This is a genomic window from Proteus terrae subsp. cibarius, from assembly GCF_011045835.1.
GTDB lineage: Bacteria > Pseudomonadota > Gammaproteobacteria > Enterobacterales > Enterobacteriaceae > Proteus > Proteus cibarius.
Genome location: NZ_CP047349.1, coordinates 1,502,541 through 1,516,025, shown reverse-complemented (window position 1 = coordinate 1,516,025; position 13,485 = coordinate 1,502,541). Strand labels below are relative to the sequence as shown.

Sequence of the window (13,485 nt, the reverse complement as noted above, 5' to 3'; positions counted from 1 at the left end):
CTGTTATCCTGCTGTTAGCATTATATCCATTATTGGTTTAATAGTGGCCCTAATGGTTTTCCGCCAAGCAAATGCATATGAATATGGAAAACTTCTTGTCCACCATGTTTGTTACAGTTCATCACCAAGCGATAACCATCTTCAGCAATACCTTCTTGTTGTGCAATTTTTGCAGCAACAACAAAAAGGTGTCCTAATACTTGTTCATCTTCCGCAGTAACATCATTTACAGTAGGAATAAGTTTATTGGGAATAATTAAAATATGAGTCGGTGCTTGAGGTGAAATATCACGAAATGCCGTCACTGTATCATCTTGAAAAACGATATTAGCTGGGATTTCACCACGAATAATTTTACTGAAAATTGTTTCTTCTGCCATTTCCATCACCTTATTATTTATTTTAATTCCTGATTAATTCTATTAAGCAGGTAAGTTTTGAATATGAAAGAGCTTAGCAAAGTTACGCGTTGTTTGTTGCGCCAACTCTTCAACACTCACCCCTTTTAAGACTGCCATATACTCTGCAACATCACGGACATAAGCCGGTTGATTTTCTTTTCCTCGATGAGGAACTGGCGCTAAATAAGGAGAGTCTGTTTCGACTAAAATTCTATCAAGAGGAACAATACGAGCGGCCTCTCTGATTTGTTCAGCATTTCTAAATGTCACAATGCCGGAAAAAGAGATATACATTCCAAGATCAAGTAATGCGGTTGCAGTCTCTTTATCTTCTGTAAAGCAATGCAGAACACCGCCACAATCTTGAACTTTTTCTTCTTTTAAAATGGATAATGTATCTTCACGAGCACTGCGTGTATGCACAATAACGGGTTTATTAACTTGGCGCCCAATACGAATATGTTCACGGAAAATGTCACGTTGTAGTGCCGCATTTTCTTGTTGGTAATAGTAATCTAGCCCTGTTTCACCTAAAGCTACAACATCAGGTGCGGTTGCTAAACGAGCTAATTCTTCAACATCATGACCTTCGTCTAAATTTAAAGGATGGATCCCACAAGAAAAGGCAATATTGTCACGTTTGCCGATTAGCTCACGCATACTTTTAAAACCTGGTAATGTGGTTGCTACTGCTAACATATATTGAACATCACGCTGCTGTGCTTTTTCGACAACATCATCAATATTTTCATGTAATTTTTCATAATCTAAGCAGTCGAGATGGCAGTGTGAATCAACTAAAAACATAACTTACTCTCATTTATCTGGTACAACTTATAGGTGTTTTTTATTACAGCTAAATCATAATTAATATATAGCTAATTAATTTTTTGTGGCTAGCTGATTTTCCCAATCTAGCAGTTGTTCTACTAGTAACAATTCTCTATTTAATGCAGGAATGGTCATTAACTGATAACGACACTGTTTCCATCCATCAATAGTGGATAATAAAATATCCGAAGGCCATTGTGATAACGCCATAATCAATGCTTGCTGATCTTGGTTCATACAATAGGTTTGTGCATTGGTTTGATATTTTAATGCATCAAGCAGCAGTGATAACAACCAATACAGGCGATGCTCAGCATTATCTTGATTTAATTGTGGCAGAAATGCATATAAATTACGTTGTTGTATGCTGGTATATAACGCTTGGCAAAAAGTCTCTCTTTCTTTCCACTCATCTTTCAATAATGAAAGCGCCAAAATTGGAGCATTCTGCGATAAATTCAATGCTGTCACACTATTCGCATAAGGTATGTTTGGTAATTGTTGCTGTAACCAGTGCGTTGCGTGTTGAAGATCCGGCGTTGCTAAATGGTAATAAAAACAACGGCTACGCAATGTCGCTAATAAAACCTCTGGTTGCTGACAATTCAGTAAAAAATAGGTATTTTTAGGTGGCTCTTCTAACGTTTTGAGTAATGCATTTGCAGCAGCTTCTGTTAACGCTTCAACGTCTTTTATCCAAACTATTCTAGAACCACTTTGCTGAGCATGATGTTCCAGCTTTTCAGTGACTTTTCTTATTGCTTCAATACCAATCGAGGACTTACCCTTTTCACTTTGTAAAACATGCCAATCAGGGTGTGTTTCAGCAAGCATCAATCGACAGCTATGGCATTCATTACAACTTTTTAATCCCTGTTTATTCTGGCACATTAACCAACGACTTAACCCATAAGAGAGTGCTTCTCCTCCCATGCCTTCTATCGCATGTAAAAGCAAAGCATGATGACCTCGCCCTTCTTGATACATGCTAATAAGTTGTCGATATGCCTGATTTAGCCAAGGATACCAATTCATAGTGATTTATTTTCCTGCTGAACTAGCCACGCTGTTAATGTTTGACGAATATCTGCTTGTACTTTTTCAATCGCTTGAGAGGCATCTATCGTAATAATGGAATCATCATCATTAGCCAATGCTTGATAACGTTCGCGAGTACGATAAAAGAAATCCATTGACTCTTTTTCAATTCGGTCTAGCTCACCTCTAGCACGCGCTCTGGCAAGGCCAATAGCAGGATCTAAATCAAGATATAAGGTTAAGTCAGGACGAAAATCACCAAGGACAGTATTACGAAGTGACAACATAAGATCTTTATCTAAGCCACGTCCGCCACCTTGATAAGCTTGTGAAGAGAGATCATGTCTATCACCAATAACCCATTGGCCATCCGCAAGCGCAGGTTTTATCACATTTTCTATAAGCTGAACACGCGCTGCGTATAGCATCAATAATTCTGCTTTATCCGTGACTTTTTCACCCTCAATACCTTGTTTAATAAGTTCACGTAATTTTTCGGCAAGCGGTGTGCCACCCGGTTCACGAGTAAATGCTAAGTTAGTAATACCTTTATCTTTTAGGGTATCAACAACCGTTTGGATCGCACTGGTTTTTCCAGCGCCTTCAAGTCCTTCAATTACAATAAATTTACTGTTGTTCATAATTATCTTTGTTGTAAGCGTCGATATTGTGCGACGGCTTTATTATGTTCATTTAGTGTGGTTGAAAATTTATGACCACCCGTTCCATCTGCAACAAAATAGAGATAACGAGTATCCGCTGGATGTGCAGCAGCTCTAATTGAAGCGACACCTGGCATTGCTATTGGTGTTGGTGGTAAGCCATCAATTTGATACGTGTTATAAGGTGTATAACCATTTAAATCACTACGATAAATCGTGCCTCTATATTTATCACCTAAACCATAGATAACCGTTGGGTCGGTCTGTAATCGCATATTAGTTTTTAATCGATTAACAAAAACAGACGCGACTTTTGTTCTTTCTGCATCAATACCCGTCTCTTTTTCAATAATTGATGCCATGATAAGCATTTCATAAGCCGATTTATACGGTAAATCACTATCGCGTTTAATCCACTCTTCTTCTAATGTTTTTTCCATTTGCTGGTAGGCGCGTTTTAAAATTGCGACATCGGTCGTACCCGCAGTGTAATGGTATGTATCAGGTGCAAACCAACCTTCTAGATTAGAAATTTCTGGCTTTATTCCTATTTCTTCACGTAACTTATCACTATCCATTGTGTGTGCGACAGCAGCAAGCTGAGGCGCTTGCTCAAAAATAGATTGCCAATCCTTTAAGCGACTTCCTTCAATAAAACGGATTGAGAACTGGGCTTCTTTACCACTTTTGATAAGCAGTAAGACATCATGCAATGTCATTCCTTTTGTTAAACGATAAGTACCTGCTTTAAATTGGCTTAATTCAGGTTTCACTTTTAATAAAACCTGAAAATAATCTCCTTCATTAAGCAGATTGTTTTTTATTAATAGTTGCTCCATAGCAACACGCCCTGTTCCTGCTGGTACAGTCAGTAGCATTTCATCTTGTTTTACAACAATATTTTCTTCTAGACCCCGAATATGTTGCATCATATACAATGCAGCTGCACCAAGGCTAATCAATAAGGCAAAAAAAACTATCCATACTATTTTTTTTATCTTCATTTATAACTCATTAAATTCTATTTAAGTGACAAAGTGTGTTGTAAAACAACATGATAATAATCCCTACTAGGGTATTTATAGCACTTATCATCTGAAAAAGTGATTTGTGAAACGGGGATCACTGGCATCAACGCATTTGTTAACCATATTTCATCAGCCTGATAAAGCGTTTCAGGTTTTTCTCTCACAATATCAATTTTCCAATGATTTTTTTGAGCTAATTGAAAAATAGATTGGCGCATAATGCCATTTACCCCTGAATTAATCAGATTTGGTGTAAAAAGACTATCTCCTTTGCGCCAAAAAAGATTCGCCGCATTAGCTTCAACTAAATATCCTTCATTATCACACACTAAAACATCATCAAATTCTGTTTTTTCTAAATGATATTTGATAAGGACTTGTTCTAGACGATTAAGATGCTTGATCCCAGCCAGCAAAGGATTTTGCCCTAAAGTAACAGGGCTAATACCAAGCGATACACCTTCGTTTTGCTGGCGGAGATAATGGGTAGGATAAGAGGACAGTGAGATTATTACCGTCGGTGTTATAAATCCATTGGAGGAATATCCTCGTCCACCATAACCACGACTAATAATAATTTTAATAACACTTTTTGTTTGAGCCAGAGAAGCCACATCGATGATCTGTTTTTCAAGTTCAGACCAATTAGGATGAGGTAAAAAGAGAGCGTTACAGCCTTGTTTTAAGCGGTTTATGTGTGCAGATAATAAAACGGGATCACCCAGTTCAACAGCCAGTGTTGTAAAACAGCCATCACCAAACTGTACTGCTCGATCACTGGCATCTACATTTTGTTGCTGTTGTCCATTTACCCAATACATCTAACACACCTTACATCTATGTTATTGATATCAATCCGCACATAATAAAACAACTGGCAGTAAAAGGACAAAATAAAAGACCCAGAATAATCCTGGGCCTTTAGGTATTTTTTCAACTTTCTACAAAAAACGGCTTATACGCGTTTAAAGAGAATTGAACCATTAGTACCACCAAAGCCGAATGAGTTACACAGAGCATATTCCATGTTCTCAACTTTACGTGCTTTATGTGGAACAAAATCAAGATGACAATTTTCGTCTTGATTATCTAGGTTAATTGTTGGAGGTACGATTTGATCACGCAGTGAAAGGATAGTAAAGATAGACTCAATTGCACCCGCAGCACCTAATAAGTGACCTGTCATAGATTTTGTTGAGCTAACTAATACATCAGTGCCTTTACCAAATACGTTTTCTACCGCTTGTGCTTCAGCAACGTCACCTGCATTTGTTGATGTGCCGTGTGCGTTGATATAACCCACTTTTGATGAGGCAATACCTGCATCTTTCAGTGCATTTGTCATCGCCAGCGCACCGCCTTCGCCATTTTCTGCTGGTGAAGTCATGTGATAAGCATCGCTACTCATACCAAAACCAACTACTTCAGCATAAATTTTAGCGCCACGGTTTTTAGCGTGTTCGTATTCTTCAAGAACAAGAACACCTGCACCATCACCTAATACAAAACCATCACGATCTTTATCCCATGGACGGCTAGCCGCTTGAGGATTATCGTTACGTGTTGATAATGCACGAACAGCACCAAAGCCCCCCAAACCTAATGGTGTGGTTGCTTTTTCGGCACCGCCTGCCAGCATTGCATCTGCATCACCATAAGCGATAATACGTGCAGCATGTCCAATATTATGAACACCTGAAGTACACGCTGTTGCGATAGAGATTGTAGGGCCACGAAGACCATACATAATGCTTAAATGCCCTGCAACCATGTTAATGATGGTTGAAGGCACAAAGAATGGGCTAATTTTACGAGGGCCACCATTCATCATAGAAGTATGGTTTTCTTCGATAAGGCCTAAGCCACCAATACCAGAACCAATAGCAGCTCCGATACGACTTGCATTGGCTTCTGTTACTTCAAGACCTGAATCCGCAATGGCCTGCACACCTGCTGCAATACCATATTGAATGAAAAGATCCATCTTACGCGCGTCTTTACGCGAAAGATTATAATCTTCGTGATTGAAATCTTTTACCAATCCAGCGAATTTAGTCGCATGATGACTGGTGTCAAAATCTTCGATAAGGCCGATACCACTCTGTCCGGCACACACTGCTTCCCAAGAAGCTTCTGCGTTATTACCGACAGGAGATAACATGCCTAGTCCGGTCACAACTACACGACGCTTAGACACGCTTATCCTCCAAGGAGGGAAAATGTTTAGGATTAAAAATATAGGCGGTCGAGTGACCGCCTAGATTAGCAAGCTTATTTACCTGCGTTTTCAACGTAATCAATAGCAGCTTGAACTGTAGTAATTTTTTCTGCTTCTTCGTCTGGGATTTCGATATCGAATTCTTCTTCCAGAGCCATTACCAGCTCAACTGTGTCAAGAGAATCAGCGCCTAAGTCATCAACAAATGAAGCTGAATTTACAACTTCTTCCTCTTTAACACCCAGTTGTTCAACAATGATTTTCTTAACGCGTTCGTCGATAGTGCTCATACTATTAAATTTCCTATCAAAACTCGCTTGCGCGATGATTTTCTTAGTTTATAAATACAGGAAAAGATCTAACCAATCCCGACTGTGTGGACTACTTTATTCGCTATATTTTGCATTATATTGTACGCAAAAAGCAAATATAAAGACGTCCCCATAATTAGATCATGTACATGCCACCATTGACATGCAATGTTTCACCCGTGATATAGCTTGCTTCATCAGACGCTAAGAAAGCTACAGCACTGGCAATCTCTTTGGCATCACCTAAACGGTTAGCAGGGACTTGAGATAAAATACCTGCTCTTTGGTCATCTGTTAATGCTCTAGTCATATCAGTTTCGATAAAGCCCGGAGCAACAACATTCACCGTAATGCCACGGGAAGCAACTTCGCGTGCTAATGATTTACTAAAACCAATTACACCCGCTTTTGCCGCCGCGTAGTTTGCCTGTCCTGCGTTACCCATGGTTCCAACAACAGAACCAATGGTAATTATACGACCATGACGTTTTTTCATCATAGCACGCATAACTGCTTTAGACAGACGGAAGACTGATGAAAGATTAGTGTCAATGATATCTTGCCACTCATCATCTTTCATGCGCATCAACAGGTTATCACGAGTAATACCTGCATTATTGACCAAAATATCAATTTCGCCAAATTCAGCACGCACATCTGCTAAAAATTTTTCGATAGAGTCGTTTTCTGTGACATTTAACACAAAACCCTTACCTTTACCGTTTAAATATTCGCTGATAGCTTGCGCACCGTTTTCACTCGTTGCCGTACCAATTACTGTCGCACCGCGTGCAACTAAATCTTCTGCAATCGCACGGCCAATACCACGGCTTGCACCAGTAACTAGCGCTATTTTTCCGTCAAATCCCATGAGATCCCTCAGTCATTTCCTAATGCAACATCTAATGACGCAATATCATTAACTGCTGCAGCGTTCATCTCTTTAGAAATACGTTTTGTTAAGCCAGTTAATACTTTTCCTGGCCCGATTTCTAATAGTTGTGTGATACCTTTTTCGGCAATAAGTTCAACCGTTTCAGTCCAGCGAACCGGATTATAAAGCTGGCGAACTAACGCTTCACGGATTGCATTTGCATCAGTTTGCGCTATCACATCAACGTTATTAACGACCTGAATTTCAGGTTGTTTAAATTCAATTTCTTGTAATGCAACCGCAAGCTTATCAGCAGCCGGTTTCATTAAAGCACAATGAGAAGGCACGCTTACCGCTAATGGTAAAGCACGTTTAGCACCCGCTTCTTTACATAACACACCAGCACGTTCTACGGCTTCTTTGTTGCCCGCAATAACAACTTGGCCCGGTGAGTTAAAGTTTACAGGCGAGACAACTTGTCCTTGCGCTGCTTCTTCACAGGCTTTTGCAATAGCGTCATTATCTAAACCGATAATCGCATACATTGCACCAGTACCCGCAGGCACGGCTTCTTGCATCAGTTGACCGCGTAATTCTACTAGTTTAATTGCAGCTACGAAATCAATAACACCCGCACACACTAAAGCAGAATACTCGCCAAGACTGTGACCTGCCATCATTTGTGGCATTTTACCTTGTTTTTCTTGCCATACACGCCAAATAGCAACAGAAGCTGCTAATAATGCTGGCTGTGTTTTCCAGGTTTTGTTTAGCTCTTCTTCTGGGCCATTTTGAACTAAGTCCCAAAGAGAATAACCCAATACATCAGATGCTTGAGCAAATGTTTCAATCACGATTGGATATTGCTCTGCAAGTTCTGCAAGCATTCCAACAGATTGTGATCCCTGACCGGGAAAAACCATTGCAAAATCAGTCATGTTTATTTTCCTGATAATATTAAAAACGGATAAGTGCAGAACCCCAAGTAAAACCGCCACCAAATGCTTCCAGTAAAATTAACTGACCACGTTGAATGCGATTATCTCTTACAGCTTCATCTAATGCTGTTGGGACTGATGCTGCTGACGTATTGCCATGGCGATCTAATGTCACCACTACTTTATCCATTGTCATATCCAGCTTTTTCGCTGTCGCTGAAATAATTCTTAAATTTGCCTGATGAGGCACAAGCCAGTCCAGTTCAGATTTATCAATTTTGTTAGCTTCAAGTGTCTCATCCACAATGTGGGCAAGTTCACGAACTGCGACTTTAAATACTTCGTTTCCTGCCATAGTAACGTAAGCAGGTAAATCGTCACTTTCTCTACTCTGATAAGGTAATGCTAATAGTTCACCAAAACGTCCATCAGAATGTAAATGGGTAGAGATAATGCCTTCTTCTTCTGATGCCCCAACAACCACAGCACCGGCTGCATCACCAAATAGGATAATCGTGCCACGATCTTCTGGATCTAAAGCGTGAGATAATCTGTCAGCACCGATAACCAATGCTTTTTTAACAGAGCCTGCTTTAATAAATTGATCCGCAATACTTAATGCATAAACAAAACCTGAACATGCAGCCGCAACATCAAAAGCAATACAGTCATTAATCCCTAATGCATTTTGAATTTGGCAAGCCGCGCTTGGAAATGCGTGTGAGCCCGATGTAGTTGCAACAATAATCAATCCAATGTCTTGCTTATCAATACCTGACATCTCTAATGCTTTTTCGCCAGCACCCGCCCCCATTACAGCAACCGTTTCTTCTTCTGCTGCAATTCGACGTTCATGAATACCCGTTCTGGTAACAATCCACTCGTCAGATGTTTCAACCATTTTTTCTAAATCGGCATTAGTTCGCACTTGTACAGGCAAGTAACTACCAGTACCTAAGATTTTTGTATACATTCTATCAATCGCTCTTGGGTAATACTGTTGTCAGCCGTGAAGCAATTCGCTCTGGAATTTTTCGCTCAACGGCATGAACAGCCTGTTCTATTGCTGCTGTAAACGCGCTTTCATTTGCGCCACCATGGCTTTTAATGACGATACCGCGTAATCCTAACAGAGAAGCACCGTTATACTGGTCGGGGTTCATATGTCCAAAACGCTTAATTAGTCGCTTTTGTAACCATTTCTTCAATATTTTCATCCACCACGACGTTTTTTTATTTTCGGTAGTAGAAGATTTAATCAATGAAAGGAAAACTCTGATAACTCCTTCCATCGTTTTAAGGGAGACATTACCTGCGAAGCCGTCACACACCAAAACATCAGTTTTGCCTGTCAGTAATTCATTACCTTCAACATAACCAATATAATTGATATTCGGTGTCGATTTTAATACCGTAGCAGCTTCGCGGATATTATCTAATCCTTTACTCTCTTCTTCACCAATATTTAAAAGCGCCACTTTCGGTGAATCAATCTCTGCTATCTCTTCGGCCATAACTGCGCCCATTACCGCAAACTGTACCAGCATTTTGCTATCACAATTAACGTTAGCGCCTAAATCCAGAACAACTGTCTTACCTTTTTTCTGGTTAGGTAATACCGAAACCAGTGCAGGACGATCAATTCCATCAATAGCATTAAGTCGAAGTTTTGCTAATCCCATCAATACGCCAGTATTACCTGCACTTACACAAGCCTGTGCTTCCCCTGTTTTCACGAGATCAAGTGCCACTCGCATTGATGTGCCTTTACTTGCTCTAATAGCCTGTGAAGGTTTAGCATCATTGGCGACAACATGTTCTGCGGGTATAACTTGTAAACGGGAGATTAGCTCAGCATTTTGATTTGCAAGCAGAGGGGAGATAGAGTCTGGTTGACCTACCAGCAATATTTTTAAATGAGGATTAGATGCCAGCGCCCGCAAACAAGCAGGCACTGTGATGCGAGGACCGAAGTCCCCGCCCATCGCATCTAACGCTATGGTTAGATTTGTCAAGGTATCAACGAGCTATAAAGCTAATTACTTGTTGATAACCTTGCGGCCACGGTAGTAACCGTCAGCAGTTACATGGTGACGCAGGTGAGTTTCACCAGAAGTTTTGTCAACAGAAACCTGAGTTACTGTCAGCGCGTCATGAGAGCGACGCATACCACGTTTAGAACGAGTTGGTTTGTTTTGTTGTACGGCCATTGACCTTACTCCTTAGTACTTTTCTTTAAACTGGCTAATACGGCAAATGGATTTGGTTTCTCTGATAATTCTTCAGGGAGTTCACCAAACACCATATCCGCGTCGGACACTTCACAGTGTTCAAAATCATGTACCGGAACTACTGGCAAGTTGAGGATTATTTCATCTTCAATCATCGCCAGCAAATCTATTTCACCAAATTCGTTTACATCGACTGATTCATATTCTTCCGGTAATGCCTCGGCCCGTTCATCACTGACAACAGGGCTAAAACAATATGTTGCGTGAACATGATACGGAAAATGGCCACCACAACGCTGACATTCTAAAGTCACATCCACATCGGAATGTCCTTTAATCACGGCAAGACGTTGATGGTCAATATCAAATGATAAAGCCACATCAATATTACTGTCCACACTGACCACCGATTCAGCTAAGCGGCTTACTTGCTCTGGAGAATAATGACCGTCATAGTCTAAATTCTTTTGAGCTGCTCGCAGCGCATCAATGGTCAGGGGTAATTTTACCTTTTGCATAAGGCGCGCATATTATCTTTGTAATGGAATATAGTCAAAGAAAAAGGCGGGTTATCTACACCTTTCCACCAAAATTCGCTTTATCAGCGGCGCATAGTTTAGAATGTCAGGCATCATTTTGCTACGGATTTTAAAAAAAATATGTTGCCACTCGTTCTTGCATCTACTTCACCCTTTCGAGCTCAGTTGCTGAAAAAGCTTGGAATGCCCTTTATACAGGCATCTCCAGAGATTGACGAAACCCCGAAACCCACAGAGTGTGCTCAAGATCTTGTCAGCCGCTTATCCTATGAAAAAGCCAGCGCTTTACAAGCAAAATTTCCACATCACCTTATAATTGGTTCTGATCAAGTTTGTGTGCTGAATAAAAAGATCACGGGGAAACCCCATAATTTTGATAATGCCTTTGCACAATTAAAACAAGCTTCAGGGCAATGTGTTTCGTTTTACACCGGATTAACTGTATATAATAGCCTAACTTTAGAACATCAAACGCATTGTGAATTATTTCAAGTTTACTTTCGTCATTTAACTGATGAAGAAATTATCAGTTATTTAAATAAAGAAATGCCTTTCAATTGTGCAGGAAGTTTTAAATCTGAAGGGTTAGGCATTACTCTATTTGATAAACTTGTTGGCGATGATCCAAATTCTTTAATTGGTTTACCACTTATCCGATTGAATAAAATGTTACTCTCGCAAAGAATAAACCCATTATTTTTCTCTGATGACCAAAAATAAATCTGATCATCTTATTTTTTAATCTTATGTAGCGATAAAGCGTATTATGAATAAATTAGCATCAGTCTTAACAGCTTTAGTGATGGCAACAGCATTAGTGGGTTGTTCTGATGAAAAAGATACTGAAATTTCAACAACGAAAGCAACTACCACCGAAAATACTATCCAAGACAGCGTGATTTCAGACAAAAAAGAGGACAACACATCCTTATTTAAAAAGAACTTTGTCAGTAGTTGCATATTAGGTTCGGGTATTACTGATGATGCACTAATTCCTCAAATTGCCGAAGTGTGTGAATGCACTTATGACAATATTATTAAAAATTACGGAATAACAGAATTTATCCGAGTAGATATGGAAATGCGCAAAAATGGCTCAAAATCACTGCCTAAAGAGTGGGATATTGATAAAATTGTTGAGCAATGCATGACAAAAGTCGAAGGTTAGTCCTATTTTTTATTCACTTTCTTAGTGAATTAAGAAAAACAATACGCCCAGTTAACTGGGCGTATTGGGTATTCGGATTTTCTGCTGAAACAAAATATTTCAGGCTTAAGATTTTTGACTACGTAATACTTGTAAACAATGGCGTAACTGATTATCCATTGGCGCTTCAATTCGTATTTGTTCACCCGTTGAAGGATGAGTAAATGTCAAAGAACTTGCATGTAAGAATAAGCGCTTAAGCTTTGTTCCTACCAATTGTGAATCAAAATCACGATCACCATAGCGATCATCAAATGCGATAGGATGACCTGCATGTAATGTATGCACACGAATTTGGTGCGTTCTTCCGGTCACAGGGCTGGCTTTCACCAGTGTGGCAAATTCAAAACGCTCTTCAACCTTAAAACGAGTCTCTGAAGGTTTTCCTTCATTACTCACTTTAACCACTCGTTCACCACTTTGAAGAATATTTTTCAATAACGGTGCTTGAACAACTTTAGTATGAGATTGCCACTGCCCACGAACTAAGGCTAAATAATCTTTTTGCATCTGTTTTAAACGTAATTGCTCATGCAATGCACGCAACGCTGAACGTTTCTTTGCAATTAATAAAACACCCGATGTATCTCTATCAAGACGATGAACAAGCTCTAAAAAACGGGCTTCTGGACGTAATGCGCGTAGGCCTTCAATCACACCAAAACTTAACCCACTTCCTCCATGCACTGCGGTTCCTGAGGGTTTATTGATGAGCATTAAGTGGTCATCTTCATATAAAATACAATCTGCCAATGCCGAAACTTTATCAAGTTTTGGTGATACAGCGATCTCTTCTTTTTCTGATACCCGTACAGGAGGAATACGAATGCTGTCGCCTGCATTAATTTTGTATTCAGGTTTAATTCGCCCTTTGTTAACTCGAACTTCTCCTTTTCGGATAATTCGGTAAATCATACTTTTTGGTACACCTTTCAAGCGTGCCAGTAAAAAATTATCGATACGCTGGCCTGCTTCATCGCCATCAATGGTGACGAACTGAACTTGATTAAATGATTTCATAGTGGCGATTCTTTGGCTCTCTTAAAATAAAAATTACAAACAACTTTATGGTGCACAAAATAACATCAATTCTGTCGTCTATTTTAACCTGAATAATGGGAAAAAGACGAAACATTAGCTAATCTCTCATATTTATACAGAAAAAGTCACCAAAGCAGAAAAGTCATCTTGCTATAACCCTAACACC

17 protein-coding genes are annotated in these 13,485 nt (G+C 39.7%); 2 read left to right on the top strand and 15 right to left on the bottom strand.

All coding sequences use genetic code 11. From position 1 onward, the window contains the following. Nucleotides 1-29: 29 nt before the first annotated feature. The 14 genes from hinT to yceD all read right to left on the bottom strand — a co-directional run bounded on the left by hinT (nucleotide 30) and on the right by yceD (nucleotide 11,050). The gene (hinT, locus tag GTH25_RS07020; RefSeq protein WP_075673187.1) at nucleotides 30-380 is read right to left on the bottom strand and encodes a purine nucleoside phosphoramidase; all 351 of its coding nucleotides are present in this window, start codon (nucleotides 378-380) and stop codon (nucleotides 30-32) included. A 42-nt stretch (nucleotides 381-422) separates the two neighbouring features. Continuing rightward, nucleotides 423-1,208, bottom strand: coding sequence for a metal-dependent hydrolase (locus tag GTH25_RS07015; RefSeq protein ID WP_075673186.1), 786 nt, complete (start codon nucleotides 1,206-1,208; stop codon nucleotides 423-425). Nucleotides 1,209-1,283: 75 nt separating this feature from the next. After that, on the bottom strand, nucleotides 1,284-2,267 hold the full coding sequence (holB, locus tag GTH25_RS07010) for a DNA polymerase III subunit delta' (protein WP_099659580.1): 984 nt from the start codon (nucleotides 2,265-2,267) through the stop codon (nucleotides 1,284-1,286). Continuing rightward, nucleotides 2,264-2,911 (bottom strand): dTMP kinase, encoded by a 648-nt coding sequence (gene tmk, locus GTH25_RS07005; protein ID WP_075673184.1) that lies wholly within the window; start codon nucleotides 2,909-2,911, stop codon nucleotides 2,264-2,266. Before tmk ends, holB begins: the two co-directional genes overlap by 4 nt. 2 nt (nucleotides 2,912-2,913) lie before the next feature. After that, on the bottom strand, nucleotides 2,914-3,936 hold the full coding sequence (gene mltG / locus GTH25_RS07000; RefSeq protein WP_075673183.1) for an endolytic transglycosylase MltG: 1,023 nt from the start codon (nucleotides 3,934-3,936) through the stop codon (nucleotides 2,914-2,916). A 17-nt stretch (nucleotides 3,937-3,953) separates the two neighbouring features. Continuing rightward, a complete protein-coding gene (pabC, locus tag GTH25_RS06995) occupies nucleotides 3,954-4,781 on the bottom strand; it encodes an aminodeoxychorismate lyase (protein WP_099659577.1) in 828 nt (275 codons plus the stop codon). A gap of 134 nt (nucleotides 4,782-4,915) precedes the next feature. Beyond that, nucleotides 4,916-6,157 carry a beta-ketoacyl-ACP synthase II gene (fabF, locus tag GTH25_RS06990; protein WP_075673182.1) on the bottom strand — a complete coding sequence of 414 codons (1,242 nt, stop codon included), beginning with the start codon at nucleotides 6,155-6,157 and terminating at the stop codon, nucleotides 4,916-4,918. Nucleotides 6,158-6,231: 74 nt separating this feature from the next. Then, on the bottom strand, nucleotides 6,232-6,468 hold the full coding sequence (gene acpP, locus GTH25_RS06985) for an acyl carrier protein (protein WP_004247087.1): 237 nt from the start codon (nucleotides 6,466-6,468) through the stop codon (nucleotides 6,232-6,234). A gap of 157 nt (nucleotides 6,469-6,625) precedes the next feature. Then, nucleotides 6,626-7,360 carry a 3-oxoacyl-ACP reductase FabG gene (fabG, locus tag GTH25_RS06980; RefSeq protein WP_075673181.1) on the bottom strand — a complete coding sequence of 245 codons (735 nt, stop codon included), beginning with the start codon at nucleotides 7,358-7,360 and terminating at the stop codon, nucleotides 6,626-6,628. Between the two features lie 8 nt (nucleotides 7,361-7,368). Beyond that, nucleotides 7,369-8,301 (bottom strand): ACP S-malonyltransferase, encoded by a 933-nt coding sequence (gene fabD, locus GTH25_RS06975; RefSeq protein ID WP_099659576.1) that lies wholly within the window; start codon nucleotides 8,299-8,301, stop codon nucleotides 7,369-7,371. 19 nt (nucleotides 8,302-8,320) lie between these two features. Further along, a complete protein-coding gene (locus tag GTH25_RS06970; RefSeq protein ID WP_075673179.1) occupies nucleotides 8,321-9,274 on the bottom strand; it encodes a beta-ketoacyl-ACP synthase III in 954 nt (317 codons plus the stop codon). A 4-nt stretch (nucleotides 9,275-9,278) separates the two neighbouring features. Then, nucleotides 9,279-10,316, bottom strand: a complete 1,038-nt coding sequence (plsX, locus tag GTH25_RS06965; RefSeq protein ID WP_164530456.1) for a phosphate acyltransferase PlsX — start codon at nucleotides 10,314-10,316, stop codon at nucleotides 9,279-9,281. Nucleotides 10,317-10,340: 24 nt separating this feature from the next. Beyond that, complete coding sequence (gene rpmF, locus GTH25_RS06960; protein ID WP_006537252.1) at nucleotides 10,341-10,511, bottom strand: 50S ribosomal protein L32; 171 nt, start codon at nucleotides 10,509-10,511, stop codon at nucleotides 10,341-10,343. A 5-nt stretch (nucleotides 10,512-10,516) separates the two neighbouring features. Beyond that, entirely contained in the window at nucleotides 10,517-11,050 is a 534-nt protein-coding gene (yceD, locus tag GTH25_RS06955) for a 23S rRNA accumulation protein YceD (RefSeq protein WP_164530455.1), read from the bottom strand. A 141-nt stretch (nucleotides 11,051-11,191) separates the two neighbouring features. Between yceD and GTH25_RS06950 the strand changes: the two genes are divergently transcribed. Then, nucleotides 11,192-11,791 carry a Maf family protein gene (locus GTH25_RS06950; protein WP_075673177.1) on the top strand — a complete coding sequence of 200 codons (600 nt, stop codon included), beginning with the start codon at nucleotides 11,192-11,194 and terminating at the stop codon, nucleotides 11,789-11,791. Between the two features lie 46 nt (nucleotides 11,792-11,837). Further along, nucleotides 11,838-12,239, top strand: a complete 402-nt coding sequence (locus tag GTH25_RS06945) for a hypothetical protein (RefSeq protein WP_164530454.1) — start codon at nucleotides 11,838-11,840, stop codon at nucleotides 12,237-12,239. A 105-nt stretch (nucleotides 12,240-12,344) separates the two neighbouring features. On the opposite strand, the gene rluC is transcribed toward GTH25_RS06945, so the two are convergent. Continuing rightward, complete coding sequence (gene rluC / locus GTH25_RS06940; RefSeq protein WP_075673175.1) at nucleotides 12,345-13,298, bottom strand: 23S rRNA pseudouridine(955/2504/2580) synthase RluC; 954 nt, start codon at nucleotides 13,296-13,298, stop codon at nucleotides 12,345-12,347. Nucleotides 13,299-13,485: the final 187 nt, after the last annotated feature.

Excerpts from the sequence above, each read along its gene's own strand:
- hinT (WP_075673187.1), bottom strand. The coding sequence starts at position 380 with ATGGCAGAAGAAACAATTTTCAGTAAAATTATTCGTGGTGAAATCCCA.
- GTH25_RS07015 (WP_075673186.1), bottom strand. The coding sequence starts at position 1,208 with ATGTTTTTAGTTGATTCACACTGCCATCTCGACTGCTTAGATTATGAA.
- holB (WP_099659580.1), bottom strand. The coding sequence starts at position 2,267 with ATGAATTGGTATCCTTGGCTAAATCAGGCATATCGACAACTTATTAGC.
- tmk (WP_075673184.1), bottom strand. The coding sequence starts at position 2,911 with ATGAACAACAGTAAATTTATTGTAATTGAAGGACTTGAAGGCGCTGGA.
- mltG (WP_075673183.1), bottom strand. The coding sequence starts at position 3,936 with ATGAAGATAAAAAAAATAGTATGGATAGTTTTTTTTGCCTTATTGATT.
- pabC (WP_099659577.1), bottom strand. The coding sequence starts at position 4,781 with ATGTATTGGGTAAATGGACAACAGCAACAAAATGTAGATGCCAGTGAT.
- acpP (WP_004247087.1), bottom strand. The coding sequence starts at position 6,468 with ATGAGCACTATCGACGAACGCGTTAAGAAAATCATTGTTGAACAACTG.
- fabG (WP_075673181.1), bottom strand. The coding sequence starts at position 7,360 with ATGGGATTTGACGGAAAAATAGCGCTAGTTACTGGTGCAAGCCGTGGT.
- fabD (WP_099659576.1), bottom strand. The coding sequence starts at position 8,301 with ATGACTGATTTTGCAATGGTTTTTCCCGGTCAGGGATCACAATCTGTT.
- GTH25_RS06970 (WP_075673179.1), bottom strand. The coding sequence starts at position 9,274 with ATGTATACAAAAATCTTAGGTACTGGTAGTTACTTGCCTGTACAAGTG.
- rpmF (WP_006537252.1), bottom strand. The coding sequence starts at position 10,511 with ATGGCCGTACAACAAAACAAACCAACTCGTTCTAAACGTGGTATGCGT.
- yceD (WP_164530455.1), bottom strand. The coding sequence starts at position 11,050 with ATGCAAAAGGTAAAATTACCCCTGACCATTGATGCGCTGCGAGCAGCT.
- GTH25_RS06950 (WP_075673177.1), top strand. The coding sequence starts at position 11,192 with ATGTTGCCACTCGTTCTTGCATCTACTTCACCCTTTCGAGCTCAGTTG.
- GTH25_RS06945 (WP_164530454.1), top strand. The coding sequence starts at position 11,838 with ATGAATAAATTAGCATCAGTCTTAACAGCTTTAGTGATGGCAACAGCA.
- rluC (WP_075673175.1), bottom strand. The coding sequence starts at position 13,298 with ATGAAATCATTTAATCAAGTTCAGTTCGTCACCATTGATGGCGATGAA.